17 protein-coding genes are annotated in these 15,206 nt (G+C 44.0%); 8 read left to right on the top strand and 9 right to left on the bottom strand.

Annotated elements, in window-relative coordinates:
* The first annotated feature begins 98 nt into the window (after positions 1 to 98).
* Positions 99 to 281: a hypothetical protein gene (locus JJQ88_RS16480; RefSeq protein WP_210367130.1), complete on the top strand. Its 183-nt coding sequence runs from the start codon at positions 99 to 101 to the stop codon at positions 279 to 281.
* Between the two features lie 206 nt (positions 282 to 487).
* Here the strand turns inward: JJQ88_RS16480 and JJQ88_RS16475 are convergent, their stop codons facing one another.
* The 4 genes from JJQ88_RS16475 to JJQ88_RS16460 form a co-directional block, all read right to left on the bottom strand.
* Positions 488 to 2,701 carry an MMPL family transporter gene (locus JJQ88_RS16475; protein WP_246861237.1) on the bottom strand — a complete coding sequence of 738 codons (2,214 nt, stop codon included), beginning with the start codon at positions 2,699 to 2,701 and terminating at the stop codon, positions 488 to 490.
* A 38-nt stretch (positions 2,702 to 2,739) separates the two neighbouring features.
* On the bottom strand, positions 2,740 to 3,135 hold the full coding sequence (locus tag JJQ88_RS16470) for a hypothetical protein (protein ID WP_210367129.1): 396 nt from the start codon (positions 3,133 to 3,135) through the stop codon (positions 2,740 to 2,742).
* A gap of 195 nt (positions 3,136 to 3,330) precedes the next feature.
* The gene (locus JJQ88_RS16465; RefSeq protein WP_210367128.1) at positions 3,331 to 4,734 is read right to left on the bottom strand and encodes a sensor histidine kinase; all 1,404 of its coding nucleotides are present in this window, start codon (positions 4,732 to 4,734) and stop codon (positions 3,331 to 3,333) included.
* Positions 4,731 to 5,408 (bottom strand): response regulator transcription factor, encoded by a 678-nt coding sequence (locus JJQ88_RS16460; RefSeq protein WP_210367127.1) that lies wholly within the window; start codon positions 5,406 to 5,408, stop codon positions 4,731 to 4,733. Before JJQ88_RS16460 ends, JJQ88_RS16465 begins: the two co-directional genes overlap by 4 nt.
* A gap of 235 nt (positions 5,409 to 5,643) precedes the next feature.
* On the opposite strand from JJQ88_RS16460, the gene JJQ88_RS16455 reads away from it, so the two are divergent.
* From JJQ88_RS16455 to JJQ88_RS16430, 6 genes are all read left to right on the top strand, one after another.
* Complete coding sequence (locus tag JJQ88_RS16455; protein WP_210367126.1) at positions 5,644 to 6,708, top strand: M14 family zinc carboxypeptidase; 1,065 nt, start codon at positions 5,644 to 5,646, stop codon at positions 6,706 to 6,708.
* A gap of 270 nt (positions 6,709 to 6,978) precedes the next feature.
* A complete protein-coding gene (gene yiaA / locus JJQ88_RS16450) occupies positions 6,979 to 7,449 on the top strand; it encodes an inner membrane protein YiaA (protein ID WP_210367125.1) in 471 nt (156 codons plus the stop codon).
* A gap of 343 nt (positions 7,450 to 7,792) precedes the next feature.
* Positions 7,793 to 8,248, top strand: coding sequence for a DUF3995 domain-containing protein (locus JJQ88_RS16445; RefSeq protein WP_210367124.1), 456 nt, complete (start codon positions 7,793 to 7,795; stop codon positions 8,246 to 8,248).
* A 678-nt stretch (positions 8,249 to 8,926) separates the two neighbouring features.
* A complete protein-coding gene (locus JJQ88_RS16440) occupies positions 8,927 to 9,226 on the top strand; it encodes a DUF2089 family protein (RefSeq protein ID WP_210367123.1) in 300 nt (99 codons plus the stop codon).
* Positions 9,226 to 9,510, top strand: a complete 285-nt coding sequence (locus JJQ88_RS16435) for a hypothetical protein (protein WP_210367122.1) — start codon at positions 9,226 to 9,228, stop codon at positions 9,508 to 9,510. The genes JJQ88_RS16440 and JJQ88_RS16435 overlap by 1 nt, the downstream gene beginning before the upstream one ends.
* Positions 9,511 to 9,569: 59 nt before the next feature.
* Positions 9,570 to 10,223: a stage II sporulation protein M gene (locus tag JJQ88_RS16430; protein WP_210367121.1), complete on the top strand. Its 654-nt coding sequence runs from the start codon at positions 9,570 to 9,572 to the stop codon at positions 10,221 to 10,223.
* Positions 10,224 to 10,576: 353 nt separating this feature from the next.
* On the opposite strand, the gene JJQ88_RS16425 is transcribed toward JJQ88_RS16430, so the two are convergent.
* Together JJQ88_RS16425 and JJQ88_RS16420 are read right to left on the bottom strand one after the other, a co-directional pair.
* Positions 10,577 to 11,434 (bottom strand): PhzF family phenazine biosynthesis protein, encoded by an 858-nt coding sequence (locus JJQ88_RS16425; RefSeq protein WP_210367120.1) that lies wholly within the window; start codon positions 11,432 to 11,434, stop codon positions 10,577 to 10,579.
* Positions 11,435 to 11,635: 201 nt separating this feature from the next.
* Complete coding sequence (locus JJQ88_RS16420) at positions 11,636 to 11,977, bottom strand: winged helix-turn-helix transcriptional regulator (protein WP_210367119.1); 342 nt, start codon at positions 11,975 to 11,977, stop codon at positions 11,636 to 11,638.
* A 107-nt stretch (positions 11,978 to 12,084) separates the two neighbouring features.
* On the opposite strand from JJQ88_RS16420, the gene JJQ88_RS16415 reads away from it, so the two are divergent.
* Positions 12,085 to 12,474: a RidA family protein gene (locus JJQ88_RS16415; protein WP_210367163.1), complete on the top strand. Its 390-nt coding sequence runs from the start codon at positions 12,085 to 12,087 to the stop codon at positions 12,472 to 12,474.
* Between the two features lie 368 nt (positions 12,475 to 12,842).
* On the opposite strand, the gene JJQ88_RS16410 is transcribed toward JJQ88_RS16415, so the two are convergent.
* From JJQ88_RS16410 to JJQ88_RS16400, 3 genes are all read right to left on the bottom strand, one after another.
* Positions 12,843 to 13,295, bottom strand: a complete 453-nt coding sequence (locus JJQ88_RS16410) for a DinB family protein (protein WP_210367118.1) — start codon at positions 13,293 to 13,295, stop codon at positions 12,843 to 12,845.
* Between the two features lie 317 nt (positions 13,296 to 13,612).
* Positions 13,613 to 14,770 carry a mannitol-1-phosphate 5-dehydrogenase gene (locus JJQ88_RS16405; protein ID WP_210367117.1) on the bottom strand — a complete coding sequence of 386 codons (1,158 nt, stop codon included), beginning with the start codon at positions 14,768 to 14,770 and terminating at the stop codon, positions 13,613 to 13,615.
* 1 nt (position 14,771) lies between these two features.
* Positions 14,772 to 15,206, bottom strand: a complete 435-nt coding sequence (locus tag JJQ88_RS16400) for a PTS mannitol transporter subunit IIA (RefSeq protein WP_210367116.1) — start codon at positions 15,204 to 15,206, stop codon at positions 14,772 to 14,774.

Below are 15,206 nucleotides of genomic sequence, written 5' to 3'. Positions count from 1 at the left end.
AGCTTTACAGAATGGGTAAAATTGTCTATTCTCATGCTCCGCCCGAGCTCTGAAGAAAGTATGGTATAATGATCTTAACAGGAAAGGACGTGGAGTAATTGAAAAACTTGAACAGCTTATTCAAAGCCGGACAATCCGTCAGCATCAAGGAGACCGGTGAAAATGTCACAATTCTAAGGTCAAAGTACATCAAGAACATGAAAAGATTTTCTTATGTCGTCAAAGAATATCCCAGTACCTTCTATTTCGAAGAGGAACTGAAAGAATCGGAATCACTGTAAGAAAAGGGCTCGCTGCTCCCGCTACGGGGCTGAAGTTTCAGTGATTCCAGGAGACGGAACTGGACACAGGCCATCCGCTCGACTCTGGCGCTTTAGTAAGCACAATCCAGTATGCAACCGAACGGACCTGGATTGCTAGTCATTTGGTTTAAGTACAATCTCAGTTGCACACAAAAAACGTGTCCCGAAATTCGGGACACGTTTTTTTACGCCTGGGATGATGATTCCTCACCCTTTACCTTTTGCGGCCATAGGCTGTATTTTCCAAGCTTGACCATGATGGCCGGAACGAGGATTGTCCGGATCAAGAAGGTATCGATCAGCACACCAATCGCTACGGTGAAGCCAAACATGAACAGTTCCATAATCGGCTGGGTGATCAGGACAGCAAACGTCGCGGCAAGAATAAGTCCCGCCGATGAGATCACGCCACCCGTATGGGACAGGCCGAGGCCGATTGCTTCCTTGATTGGATGAATCCGCGCCTCTTCTTTTATCCGTGAAATCAGCATGATATTATAATCTACCCCTAGCGCTACAAGGAAGATAAACGTATAAAGCGGGATCCGGTAGCTGATTTCGGTATAGCCGAAGAATTCGTTGAAGATGAAATAGCCCGCTCCAAGTGCAGTAAAATACGAAAGGATGATGGTCGCCATCATATAAAGCGGCGCAACAACCGACCTTGTCTGCATGGCAAGCAGCAGGATGATCACAAGCGTTATCAACAGTACAACCACAACAGTATCCCGGTCGTTCACATCCCTGATTTCCGCTTGCTTTGCCGTTTCTCCCGCAAAATACAGGCTGGCATCTTCCAGTCCGGCAGCCTCTGTCAATTGATCTTCCTGGCCAGTGATCTTGTTGAATTGATCGAAGGTCTTCTGATCGTATGGATTCCCGGAGAAAACAAGCTCCAGCTTCGCTGCCTTGCGGTTCTCGGAAAACGAGGATTCAAGCCTCATTGCCTGCATCGGGTCCTTTGAGGCAAAATCCGGATTGACGGCCTCGACCCCATCCATCGCCAGCAGTTCCTCTCTTAATGATTCCAGTTTTGCCGGGTCCAATTCCTTTTCGCTTTCAACAATCACTGTTGTCGGAGCGAGTTCCCCCGGCGCGAAATTCTTCTCCAGGACCTCATATCCCTGACGCGATTGGATGTCGTCCGGGAAGGATTTTATCAAGTTGAATGAGTACTCGATATTCAATGTATTGAGAGCGATTGCTACGAGCGGGATCAGCACAAAGATACCGCTCTTCAAAGGATTGTTCACCACAACCCGGCTGAACCTGGTCCAAATATTCGGTTTGGCTGCCGCCTTGCTATCCACTTTTGGGATAGCCGGCCAGAATGCTTTTCTTCCGAACAGGACATACAGTGACGGCAGCAATGTCAATCCGCCCAACAGGATCAGGACAAGAGCAATTGAAAAGACCGGGGCAAAATTCCGGTAAGGCTCATAGATCGCGCTGAAAAGGACAAGCATCGCGGCAAGGACCGTCCCGCCGCTGTAAAGGATCGGTTCCCTCACACCTTCCATCGCGCGCTTCATCGCTATATATTTATCTTCTTCTTTCCTTAGTTCTTCTTTGAAGCGGGCGACAATGAACAAAGAATAATCAGTCAACGCAGCAAAAAGCAAGATCGACATGATCGAGGTCGATTGAGTCTCAATCCGCATTCCCGCTGAGCCGAACAAGCCAATCGTTTTGTTTACCACTTCATAAACAATCCCGGCGCCAAGCAATGGCACCAATGCCAGCAACGGTGAACGGTAAATCACGATCAGCAGGACAAAGATCAATCCGATTGTTCCGAGCAGGAGGACAATATCCGCCTGGGCAAAGATGCCGATCATATCAGCCACGATTCCAGCAGGACCGGTGATCGCCAGCTTCACATCGTCGCTGTCCTTCAGTTCCGTCTTTGCTATTTTTCCTAGTTTCTCAACGGTTTTGTTGATTACATCGCGTTCAAGGTTTTCCTTCAGCGCGACAGGCAAGATCAGCGTCGTCTTGTTTTCAGCTAAAAATGTTGCCTTGGCCTGCGGGGGCATCTTATGGAATGGAACAGCCCCTTTTACGGCTTCGATGTTAGCATCTTCTATCTTCTTGCTGATTTCATCAATGACTTTGAAATCGCCTTCGTTGAACTCTCCTTCTTTATTAAAGACAAGTAAAGCAGGCGTTCCTTTATCGTCCGGAAAATACTCTTCAATTTTCTCGTCCGCTTTAAGAGACACAGAGTCCTCCCGGAGCCCTGATTCATTCACGCTTGTTGCGTAATCACTCGCGCCCGGAGCCAGCCAGCCCATCAGCAAAGCAGCTGCCAGCCACAGGCCGACAATCCACTTCGAACCCTTCCTGCTCACTACTGAAAAACGGGAAGAGTCCTTTTTCATTTCTTTCTCTTTTGGCATATGTTTTCCTCATTTCTTTGAAGCATGGAGGATTTGCCTCATGCTTCCTTTCTTTTCGCAATGAAAAAAGTAGAAACTACAAATAGAACGAAGCTGACCAACAGGATCACGCCCCCGCCGATATAGAAAATGAGCGTCACAGCTTCAGGGAGATCGAACGGTTTTACATTATGGAGCCACATTCCGACAGTAAGCCCTGTCGTACCAATAATCGCAGTCCATGTATGCCATGCGGCCAGCTTTTTTGATGTAATCGTAAAAACCTCATAATATACAGCCCAGGCAAACAAAGTCAGCCAGCCAACCACAAGGATATGCGCGTGAACCGGACGGAATGCATAAGAACCGGAGCCCGCCATATGCGCCCCGAGCATCGCTCCAATCACTGAGAAAATTGCTGAAAACCTCAGTAATGTCAAATTTCTTCCATTCACAAAAAAACAACCCCTTTCATTATTCCAAAAAAAATACCTTCTGCCTACCAACGTTTCTCATTTTAAGAAACGAAAGTGAACAGAAGGTGAACAAGACATTACAAATCAGGAAGATTGCTTTGAAACGCGAAAGAGAAATTGTCATTCTGCCTTCCTGTTTGAAGCAGGAGAACCGTCCCTGTGCTTCACTCCACCTCAGCCGTTTGAAGCAGGAGAACCGTCCCCGTGCTTCAGTTTGATGGTGAATGTGGTTCCTTTTGCTGGTTGGCTGTTGACGGTTATGGTGCCGTGGTGGAGTTTGATGATGTGGCGGACGATGGAGAGGCCGAGTCCGGTGCCTTCGATTTCCCGGGAGCGGGATGGGTCGGCGCGATAAAAGCGCTCGAATATCCGCTCTTGTTCTTCCTTCGTCATCCCGATGCCGGTATCCCTGACGGCCACTTCGACAAAATCAGGCTCCTCCCTTAAGGTAAGCTCGATTTCCCCATCCTGCCTATTGTATTTAATCGCATTCGTCAAGAGGTTCTCCCACGCAGTATAAAGGAGTGATGCATCACCGGTAAAAAGAACATCTGGCAAATGGTAGCTCAAGGCGATCCCCTTTTCATCAAGCTGCCACCTGTATTTCTGCACCAGTTCCTTCAACTGGTCCCCGAGATTGAATGGAGCGGGCTTTGAATAATGCTCTTCTTTCTCCAAAGAAGTTAGCAGGAGCAGCTGCTTGGTCAATAAAGAAAGCCGGTTCGTCTCCTGGCGGATGACTTCGAGATACTGCCCCTTCTCCTCCCTGGAGAGATGATCTTTTTCCAATAAATGCGCGTACCCCTGGATATTCAATAGCGGCGATTGGAAATCATGGGATACATTCGAAACGAATTCAGTCCTCATCTGGTCCAGCTGGCTTAGCCTGCGTGACATTTCCTCGAAGCTTTTCGCCAGTTCCCCGAGTTCATCGTGCCGGCTGATGTCCAGTGTGATATCAAAATTGCCTTCCTGGATTTCCTTTGTTGCTGATGTCAGTTTCACAATCGGTTTCACCAGGAGTTTCGAAGCGGCCAGCACGAAAATGACACTGACGATGAACATGATCAAGATCATCCAGCCAAGCAGGACATGGATTTCGCTGAACAACAGCTTAATATCCGGCCGCAGGAACAACGCATATCGCTCTCCTTGATGGCTGAAAGGAACGCCAACCGTATTGCGCAGTTCATTGGCAAAGAAACCGGTCACGAATGTTTCCATCGGGAACTCCTTCATCCCATGATAGGCGTCACCGTCCAGCACTTTTTTGACAGCGTCGGAAGACAGGTTTTTCTTCTTAAAAGCTCCCCCGTAAAACGCTTCTTCCCCATCTGATTTCACAATATAAATCTGGTATCCGATTGCACCAGCACTCTCCAAATATGAATCCAGGTTGATATCCTCATTCTGCTCGATGTAAACTGTCAGATTTTGGGCGACGTTGACATTTTTCCGATCGTTCAACGGCTTTATATGCTGATGATAGTAAGTGTTGGAAATAAAAAAACCGATTAGGGTACTGGCTAAAATGATTCCGATGGTCGCAAGGATAAATTTTGAATAGATCGTCCTCATTTGTTCTGGACCTCGACCATATACCCGACTCCCCGGATTGTCTTGATTCCGAAATCATCCGTCAGTTCAGAAAAGCGGTCACGCAGTCTTTTGATATGGACATTCAGCGTCCGTTCATCCCCCATGAAGTCAAGGCCCCAAATCTCCTCGATCAGCTGGTTGCGAGTGAAAACCTGGTTTGGCTTGGATGCCATGTAGGAGAGCAGTTCGAATTCCTTGAGTGGCAGGACCACCGTCCTATCCCCAACCTGTACCTCAAAATTCTGCTGGTTGATCTTTACATTCCCGATTGTGATCACAAGGCTGCTCCGCTTCTGGTAGCGGCGGAAAAGCGCGTTGATCCTGAATATCAGCTCTTTTGGATCGAATGGCTTCACTATGTAATCATCTGTACCCGACAGGAAGCCAAGCTCCTTATCCTGGATCTGCCCTTTTGCCGTCAGCATGATGACCGGAAGATCGTGCAGTCCCCTAATTTTCTTCGTTAATTCATACCCATCCATCCCTGGCATCATCACATCCACTATCGCAAGATCAATGACATGGTCTTCGAGGGCTTTCAGGGCCTCCGTCCCGTTTTCCGCCTGATATACATAGTGACCCTCCTGCTGGAGCTGACTCTTCACTAAATAAAGAATATTCACATCATCATCAACAATCAAAATGGCTGCCATTCCTGTATCTCCTCACTATTACAATTCACACTTTTCATTATAGCCATTTTGACAGAGAATTGATAACCAGGGACCTTTTTCCCACCAAACCCATTTACCGCCGTTCCAAACTCCTTCCGAGGCACTTTTTAAACACACAAAATATGTATAAATAATAGGTCTGGTACTCTATTCATTATCTTTGAAATTTTCAGTAAAATTATTATTGGTAGAGTAATGAATAGGAGGAATATAAATGAATCTTAAAAAGAAAGTTTTGTCTGTCTCATTATCCAGTATGATGGCAATCGGGGCCATTACTGCTGTTTCCCTTCCGGCTGGGGCTGTTGGTAATGGCCCGAGCGCCGGGAACGGATCTGTACAGACTTCGATCTTGCATACATATGATGGTCTCGTAAATTATTTGAAGACACAGGAAGCCAAGCAGGATGCGATGGAACTTGAAGTCATCGGCCAGACGGTCAAAGGCCGCGACATTTACATGGCAAAGTATATTTCGGATCCGGCGAAACCAACGATCCTGTTTTTAACCCAGCAGCATGGGAACGAACAGCTGACAACAGAGGGCGCCCTTGAATTCATCAAGCATTTAGGAACGGAAAAAACGAAAGGCGTGCTCGACAACCTCAATATCCTTATCATTCCAATGCTGAATGCCGACGGAGCCATGGGGGATGTCAATTTCTCCCTTGAGGATTACCATGCTGATGGGGACCGCCATCTGACCCGCTATAATGCAAATGAGGTGGACCTTAACCGCGAACACGACAAGGCAGCCAGCGCAATGGAGCCAGAGGCTCGTGCATTGCATGAGAATGTTTTCGAGAAATATGAAATCGATTACATGATCGACCTTCACCACCAGGGAACGCTTAGTGAAACGGAAGGAAAGCTTGTATCTGGTTCGATCCTTCATCCAACGAATCCGAATGTAAAACCAGAAGTTCTTGAAGGCTCCAAAAAATTGGGGGCAGTCGTGTACAACGCCCTTGAAGATACTGGCTGGGGCCATATCGGCAAATATAACGGCGGCAGCGGAGCGAACATAGGTCGGAACGGGGCAGCCATCCGCTACGATATCTCGACACTGTTATTCGAAATGCGCGGCATGTCCGACCATTATATCGAATCCTACGCATTAGGCCAGAAGAGCAATGGCTACCTGATCAAGCAGACAATCATCACACTTGATCAAACGGTGCGGGCCATCGCTGATGGATCAATTGAATCGGCTGACACAAGCTTCTGGGATACTCTTCCTACCCAGAAGAACAGGCAGGGAGAAGAAGAGGACGAATAAGGTTTACGAAGCACGGGGATTCCCTGTGCTTCTTTTTTTTGCTGATGAACTTCTGCAAGATCATGCTGTTATCGAAAAAAGGCGGCTTTAGTGATGGTAAATATTTTCTATTTCCTGAATACATTAGTTCACAGATGGCCATCAAAACAGAAAAGTTAAAAAACATACAAAATTATCTGTTAATTGTAATAATTTTCTATATAATAGATTGAGAAAGGAACATTTTACACTATAATTACAGTGGAGATAAAAAATGGAGGCGGAAGTCGAATGTCTTTAGAGAATGATTTTCCATTGGATCATGGAAACAAAAAAGAATCAAAACTGAAAATTGAAAGGAAAGAAGGAGAGCCCACTCCAGCTTTCAAAGGAGCTACTTGGGCCGCACTGTTAGTTGGGATATCAGCCTATCTGATCGGTTTGTTTAACGCATCCATGCAGTTGAACGAAAAAGGATATTATTTTGCGGTATTAATATTCGGGTTGTATTCGGCAGTATCGTTACAAAAGGCTGTAAGGGATAAGGATGAGGAAATACCGGTTACAAGCATATATTATGGCATCAGCTGGTTTGCGCTTATTGTCTCGATTGCATTAATGGCCATCGGCTTATACAATGCAGGAAGCATTATTTTAAGCGAAAAAGGATTTTATGGGATGTCCTTTGTCCTTAGCTTATTTGCCGCTATCACGGTCCAGAAGAATATCAGGGATACACAGAGGGCCAGGGAAAGAGATTGAAGTCCGAGAAGCGCAGGGTTGTTGTGCCTGTGCTTCTCTTTCATATCCCATAAAGCACCTATGCAGTGCTTGAATCCCTCTTCTCCGCTGGATTCAAATCCATTGTCCACTCAAAGCATTCCTAATCCCTGCCCCCCTTTCAACTTATTTTTATAGGGAAAAGGGGGACAAAACCTTAAACTCCTTATGCAAAATTTTCATTATTTATACTATGCTATCTATACAGGGAAATCTCACCAGAGAAGAGCCTGCAGGGTCGCTTATCCGCAGGGAACAGGAAGCCTCACTGGAAAATATCCGCAGAAAAAATGTCCTATCCTAAGAAGAAGGGAATCCATTTACAATGCAGAAAAATCACATCTTTATCTATTCAGGGTTCGCCTGGTGCGTCGCCTTTGCCATGATTACTTTTTATTGGGCAAGCGGCGGCATGCTGGGTGTACGATCGCTGGGCGGCTTGATTTATCAAAAGGCACTGTCTGGAGAAGAAAGTTTTCTTTCCATCGTCAGATTAACAGGGTATGTAAAATTGTTTGGGGGATTTTTCTTATTGCTGCTTCTACGGGACTGGCCTGAGCCAATCAGAAAAATACTTTATTACCTGACACTTGTCGGTGGAGGATTTTTGTTTTTGTATGGACTCGCAAATTTCACTACACTGCTTCTTCATTGGTTTGATCTGTTGGAACTTGAACTGGACAATTATTCCCTTAAATGGCGGCTCTTATTCTGGGAGCCCTTCTGGATGCTTGGGGGCATATTATTTATTCAATCAGCGATAAAATTCAGGAGAAGATAAATGATTGTTTCATTGACGGACTATCTTTTATGGAACTGCGATTGCCTTGCTCCTAAGATCGGAATGCCGGTGAATGCAACGTCATCGCTAGTTCCAAACTTTTGCAGAAGCGCATGCACGTTTTCGCTCAAAATGGGTTCTAACTGAAAAAGCGGACTATTCCTTGTCAAAACCGATCAGTGAGACACCCTATTTTCTTCTGCAAAATTTTCATGGATTTGATTATCCTTATTCCCTTGCTGGCAAGCAGTTAATACGGCTTTTAAACTCAGGATCATTCATTACAGCAACCCGCTCTTTTTGCTCTTCAAAAATCGAACTGCTGTTTCAGTAGTATGGCAGAGTTCTCGACGACCCCCTCTTTTTCTTCCTTCGACATGCCAATACAGCCTTGCAAAAGTAACACTTCCAAAATCAATGACAAGCCTTCCCCTCAGCATTTCCATCCCCTGTCATTTTGGAACGAAATCAGCGCGCATAAGTGAGTCCAGCCTCCTCCTTGTTTGTTAAAACATCCCCTCGACTTCCAAATGATGTACCTTTTTAATGAAGCGTTACTCCTGCTACGGAGTATAGAATATGTTCCCACTCCCCTCCATTATTTTAATTTTTTTAAATAATCATTGAATAATATTAAATTTAAGTTTAATATTATTCAATGAAAGGGGAGGTCGAAAGTTGAACCGTGATGATGTACCAGAATGGATCTTGGCTTTAGATAAAGAATCACTTGAATTTATCAGGAAATTTATTATTAATTCGGGGTCATTGAAGGAAATTTCTAAAATATACGGAGTATCTTATCCAACAGTAAGAACAAAGCTGGATAAGCTTATACAGAAAATTGAGCTTAATAGCAAAAAAGAAGATGTTGAGTTTGTCAGTATGATTAAGAATTTGGTCATTGACGAACGGATCAGTTTAGAAGTCGCAAAATTAATCATTGAAAAATATAAAGCTGAAAGGGTTGATCCTTAATGCCTGGGATGTATGGATGGATTCTAGCCATTTTGATTATCGGCATTCAATTTTATTTATCAAGAAGGAGAAATGTTCTTTGGGGAGCGATCTTGCCTGCATTGTATTCAGTCTTCATCGTTGGTTGGTTTATTAAGAGATTTGGGCAAGAAGATACACTGTCCCTTGTATTGGCTGCTGTTGGCGGAATGGCTTTTTTATTGAGTGTCTGGATTAGTGGAAGGGAGGCTGTGAAGAAGAAAAGAAAAAAGGAATTGGAGAAAATGGAATTACAAGATATGTAAGACCATCGACTTGGCTAGGCATTCTTTGGGAAAATGGCTTTTGTTAGTGGAAGGAATGGATGATGAAGAAGCAAAATATCAATCATATAAAAAAAACAATCATCAATACATGGAAAAGCGCCTGGGTACATTTGAAAAAGTCTTTTTGGAAGTATTGGTCGTTATATTCCATCGTCCTGATCGTTGCCTATCTTATCACAGTATTAACTAATCCAAATATGAAAGAGCTTATTCTAGGGTTAGACGAAAACTTCAACAACGATGTCAGCGGAGAAGGCTATTGGGACCATACTATTTTTCTGTTTAAGAATAATTGGTTCGTTTGCTTACAAATTTTGCTTCTTGCCTTTATTCCGATTCGATTTTTATACACATTACCGCTTATTTCAACAAGCGCTGTGATTGGTGTTGCGGTCTATTTAGTCCAACAGGCTGATTTAAATGTTCTCCAGACATTCGGATTAGGCTTTCTTCCGCATGCAATTTTGGAACTTACCACATTTATTCTCGTTGCTTCCTATGGAAGTTCGATTAATAAAATTCTTGTTGGAAAAATAAAAAATATCTTTCGGAAACATAAAAAAACATTCCCACCATTCCGGGACCATTTAAAAGAAGCCTTTTTAGTTTTCACATTGGTGATCACTCCTTGTATTTTTGCAGCTGCTTTTATCGAAGGATTCATTTCGAGATATTTATTGCATGCCTTTTAGGACTCCTGACGGATTATTGCAGTGGCCAATCAGGCTTTAACGAATGTTTCTTCGTTTATGGCTATGTTAAATTTGGGATTGTGGATTTCCACTCCAGGCACCTCGGCGGACAGGAAGTCCTAGTGCCGACTTTGCCGCAGGACGCGGCGGTTTTAGTCGGCCGCAACAGAGGGGTATCGTTGAACGATTGAGCGTATAACACTTCAACCTGATTCCAACCAATCCGGCATTCTGCACAAGGCTATGTTAAAGACCAGTGTTGATTTTGGAATACCTGTCGGTTGGAGCGGAAGGCACGCAGGCTCCTCGAAAATGCTAAAAAGGCCGGCTGCATTGATCAAGCATGATCATGCTTAGTATAGCTTACCCTTTGCCAATATAACTGCTTTCCCGCCTACCATGACTCTTGGATAGTCTTTGTTAACTAATTTTGTCATGATAGCAGAAGGCCTTCCCATACTGTACCCTTGAAGGAAGGTGTACTCTTGATCAAATTGATGTAATACGTGATTCTTAAAAAGATAATATGTCAATGCCCCATTCGAAGTGCCTGTGGCAGCTTCCTCATCAATCCCATGGAGCGGGCAGAAGTTCCTGCTCTCTGCTATTCCTTCTTTCGTGTCCAACGTAAATGCATGGACTCCTCCCACCTTATTGGTCTTTGTGTATTCGGCTAGTTCTTTAAAATCAGGATCCAAAGCATGCAAAGCATCCCTTGTTTTTATTGGAAGCATAATATCCCATAGACCCGTGCTCGCGGCTTGAGGCACTAGATTGAACTTTGCATCTCCTATTTCGCTTTTATCCATCTTAAAAAGGCGAGCCAAGCAGTCATAATCATCAAATATCCTTCCCAATTCAGGTTCAGCCTGTTCCATGATTATGAATGATTTGCTTACCTCAACAGAAAGTGTGCCAGCGAGTGTTTTCATATAATAGCAATGGTTCTCCTCGATATCCCGGCTGTCCAATAGGGCTTTGAAGGATGCAATGGTCGCATGCCCGCAAAGTTCAACCTGCGAAGTCGGCGTGAAGAACTTTATTTCGAAATTTTTATCCCCTAATTTTTTGATAAAGGCTGTTTCTGAAAAACGGACTTCGGCAGCAAATTTCTGCATAAATTCTTCGTCTAAATGTTCATGGATGACTACGCCTGCCGGATTGCCGCCAAACTTTTTTTCTGTAAAAGCATCAATCACATAATAGAACAATTCCAATACTCCTTTATTTCGTGCCGATTTAGTTGCGGATGGCAATTTTTCAATGGAAATGCTATGGAGCCTGCAGAACCTAGTTCGGCAGCTTTTTCAACTCCCTCTCCTTTTACAGGCTCAACGAATCGTCTCACCGTACAGCTCCAGAAAGGAATCGCATCATCTGTTCGGGAATCCGAATATTTTTACAGATTCCATTTAACTATGTCGATTATTCGCTCCCCACTCACATAATTCTTCCAAAACAGGTAACAGCGTTCCTGCTTTATCCGTGAGGCTGTACTCGACTTTAGGGGGAATTTGAGGATACTCTTTCCGTTTGACCAAACCATCCGCTTCCAATTCCTTTAGTTGTGAGCTCAATGTCTTAAAAGTAATTCCGCCAATTTGCCTTCTCAGTTCATTAAAACGGACAGGTTGGTTTTCTGCCAACAGATAAAGAATGACCATTTTCCACTTTCCGCCGATCACTGAGATTGTATAGCCAAAAGGCGTATCTTGAATATTTTTAATTTTCCCTTTATATTCAGCCATCCCCATACGAACACTATCCTTTCAGGTAGTACCTATCAAAAAAGTGCGTACTACTTTTTTATTTGTGCTCAGTTTATACTGAACTTACTTTGAAGTAAAGGAGAGAAAACATGATGAATACTAAAACTTACAATCACGGTGTACCATGGGAGGAATCTTACGGTCTCACCCAGGGTTACAGCGTCAACGGTACTATCTACATTTCTGGTCAATTTTCCCACGACATGCAGGGGGAATTCGTCGGTGAGGGGGACTTTGAGCTGCAGGCCCGGCAGACACTGAAGAACCTCGATCGCGTGCTGGAGGGGTTTGGCGTTACAAGATCGAACATCGCTGAGATGGAGATCTTCCTGACGAACCCGCAAGAGCATTTTGAGCAATGCGTCGTCCTGTTCAAGGAGTATGTGGGCGACCATCGGCCGGCCGGCACCCTCATCGGTGTGTCAGGTCTGGCCTTCCCCCACCAACTGATCGAAATCCGGGCAGTCGCGCACACTGACTAACTTTTCGGACCATAGTACAAGCCAACCTTTCGTTTTTTGTCTGGGTTATTGAAGGAAGCACGAAAAGAAGAAAAAGAAAAATAAATTGAACAATACCCTATCATGTAGATAATTTCATAAAAAGGGTTACTTTCGAGGCAGCGAACCTTTTCAGGCTGTTCTTTCTCCTTCCTCAAAAAAGACCGGAGGGAACCAGGCATCCAGCCTGATTTCCCTCCGCTCCAGACATAAACACGTATAGTAGTCCCATTCAGCTTTTAGGACTGGGGTTGATTTTTTCAAGTGGGGATTCTTCACACCTCCCCAGTTGACCTTCCTTTTATCTATTACATAATAAACAGATTTGCCCGATTAGAGGAGAACAATCATCAGCGGAAGAACGGGATATCTTTGGCTCCTGCCATACGCGCGTAAATAAAAAGTTGGCCTTTATGGTGAATCTCGTGATCATACATTGCAGTCAGATACCTTTTCTTCGACCCTTGGAGTTTCGGGTGCGATGACTTATTTTCAGCCTCCAGATCTGCATCCGTCAATGATTCGTATGTAGCCTTTGTTTTTTTCGTGAAGTCCTTAACCGCTTTACGGACGTCTTCCATTGTCTTGCATTCGGGAATGTCTGGTAAAGCTAACTCTTCTGTCTTTACCATTGAAACGAACACATCATTCCATCCAGCAATATGCAAAGCCAATTCACCAAGTGCCATAGCCCCTTCCCATGGCTTGAAGTCCATATGTTCATCATCGATGGATCCCAGTAATTCCTCCAACACATTCCGATGTTGCAACCATTCATTCATCATTTGACTTGCTTGCCCCATGTTCATTCCTCCCTTATTGAATCTTCCATCCAAACCATAGAAACCATGATTCCTTATTCGCTAAAGAACCATTTAATTCCTTCTTTAACCTGATGGCATCTTTATTCTTCTGTACTTCAAAAAAATCTTCGAGATAAACACAAGGCAGAAAAGATCATACAAAGCAAAAAACTGCTCCTGATGTGGAACAGTCTTTTATTGTCTCATTCATTTAAATTCACACAGCAATTCAGTTAAGGAAGCAAGGAGTGCCTCCCGATGTGTCAACGATCATTCTAAACATTATTTCTATCTTCCCATCTACGGTGTAAATGAGTTTATTTATTTTGTTTTAATTGATTGTACTGGTTAACAATGCTTTTGGATAGCGGTGATTCGGGCGAGAGACCGGTTAAGCTTTCTATCACCTGTTCAACGCCGTTTTCCTGGATGGCAGCCTGGATTCTAGCAGCTTCCTCATCACCTTGATAATCGTATAACAACGCTGCTGCGACTCCTTTCAGGAGATACACGGGCTCTTTTCCAACTACTTCAAAGTACTGTCTCGCAGGGCTTACAAGACGGTCATTAGGACCGACTTTCCTGATTGGCGAGCGGCCGACTCTCGTCACCTCATCTACAATATGGGAATTAGAGAAACGCTGAAGGATCTTTTGGATATATTTAGCGTGTTCCGCAGCCTGGAATCCATATTTTTCAATCAAAAATTCGCCACTTTCATTCAGGGCACCTTTAACGAGCTCACGTATTTGCGGATTTTCCATCGCCTGATTGATTGTTTTCTGGCCGTAATAATAACCAAAGTAAGCAGCCAGGGCATGGCCAGTATTAACAGTGAATAATTTCCGTTCAATATATGGGACTAAATCCTTAACATAAGTGATTCCCTGAATATCTGGTTTTTCCCCAACAAATTTCGTTTCCTCTACTACCCATTCATAGAACGGTTCTACTTTCACCATAAGCTTATCTTCATTCGTCTGGTTTGGAACGATGCGGTCTACGGCTGAATCCGGAAAACCAAACTGGCCATTGAATTTAGCAATCTCGGCATCGGTTAATCTTTCATACACCTTCTCTTTTAAAAGAGAACTTCCGCCGATCATATTCTCACAGGCAATGATGTTCAGCGGTTTGTCTGACTGTTCAGCCCGTTTGCGCAATCCATCAGCAACCAAACCAGCAATTAACGGAAGAATATTTGGCCCGATCGCTGTCGTTACGAGATCCGCTTCCGCAATAGCCTGGATTGCCTCATTTGGATTGTTTGCGCTGTTAATAGCCCTGACATTTTTAATCATAATCTCTTGTTGCGACGGCTCCGCGAGAACAACTGTATATTCATTTTTTTCGTTAAGCAAATTGACAATTTCAGCATTCACATCCACAAAAACCGTTTCATAACCTGAATGATACAATAAATTTCCTATAAAACCGCGGCCTATGTTTCCTGCCCCAAAGTGAACTGCAAGCATATTAGTTTACTCCTTCGAAAATCGCCAGGATTTCTTCTGCTGATTTTGCAGCAATGAGCTTTTCGATATTTTCCTCTTCTGAACAAACGATCGCAATGTTGGATAAGATGCTTAAGTGCTCGTCATTCTTGCCAGCAATACCGATCAGAAGCTTAACGATATTGCCTCCTCCGAAGTCAATTCCGTCAGGCACCTGGACGAATGAAATTCCGGATTCTTTCACAAATTGCTTGGAATCCTCTGTGCCGTGCGGGATGGCTACGAAATTCCCCATGTAGGTAGAAGTCAATTGTTCTCTTTCCAGCATTTTTTCAATATAGTTTGGTTCGACATATCCTCGTTCAACAAGAACACTGCCCGTCAGCTTGATTGCTTCTTCCTTGGTGCTCACTGATTTATTCAATAAAATATTTTCTTTATTCAAGATTGATGACAT

It is taken from the genome of Bacillus sp. REN3 (genome assembly GCF_017912555.1).
GTDB lineage: Bacteria > Bacillota > Bacilli > Bacillales > Cytobacillaceae > Mesobacillus.
Note: the sequence above shows the minus strand (reverse complement) of the source record. Positions and strands in the feature narration are given on the sequence as shown.

Bases quoted from the DNA above. Each gene is read 5' to 3' on its own strand.
- JJQ88_RS16475 (WP_246861237.1), bottom strand. From the start codon at position 2,701: ATGCCAAAAGAGAAAGAAATGAAAAAGGACTCTTCCCGTTTTTCAGTA.
- JJQ88_RS16465 (WP_210367128.1), bottom strand. From the start codon at position 4,734: ATGAGGACGATCTATTCAAAATTTATCCTTGCGACCATCGGAATCATT.
- JJQ88_RS16460 (WP_210367127.1), bottom strand. From the start codon at position 5,408: ATGGCAGCCATTTTGATTGTTGATGATGATGTGAATATTCTTTATTTA.
- JJQ88_RS16455 (WP_210367126.1), top strand. From the start codon at position 5,644: ATGAATCTTAAAAAGAAAGTTTTGTCTGTCTCATTATCCAGTATGATG.
- yiaA (WP_210367125.1), top strand. From the start codon at position 6,979: ATGTCTTTAGAGAATGATTTTCCATTGGATCATGGAAACAAAAAAGAA.
- JJQ88_RS16445 (WP_210367124.1), top strand. From the start codon at position 7,793: ATGCAGAAAAATCACATCTTTATCTATTCAGGGTTCGCCTGGTGCGTC.
- JJQ88_RS16435 (WP_210367122.1), top strand. From the start codon at position 9,226: ATGCCTGGGATGTATGGATGGATTCTAGCCATTTTGATTATCGGCATT.
- JJQ88_RS16430 (WP_210367121.1), top strand. From the start codon at position 9,570: ATGATGAAGAAGCAAAATATCAATCATATAAAAAAAACAATCATCAAT.
- JJQ88_RS16420 (WP_210367119.1), bottom strand. From the start codon at position 11,977: ATGGGGATGGCTGAATATAAAGGGAAAATTAAAAATATTCAAGATACG.
- JJQ88_RS16415 (WP_210367163.1), top strand. From the start codon at position 12,085: ATGAATACTAAAACTTACAATCACGGTGTACCATGGGAGGAATCTTAC.
- JJQ88_RS16410 (WP_210367118.1), bottom strand. From the start codon at position 13,295: ATGGGGCAAGCAAGTCAAATGATGAATGAATGGTTGCAACATCGGAAT.
- JJQ88_RS16405 (WP_210367117.1), bottom strand. From the start codon at position 14,770: ATGCTTGCAGTTCACTTTGGGGCAGGAAACATAGGCCGCGGTTTTATA.
- JJQ88_RS16400 (WP_210367116.1), bottom strand. From the start codon at position 15,206: ATGTCATCAATCTTGAATAAAGAAAATATTTTATTGAATAAATCAGTG.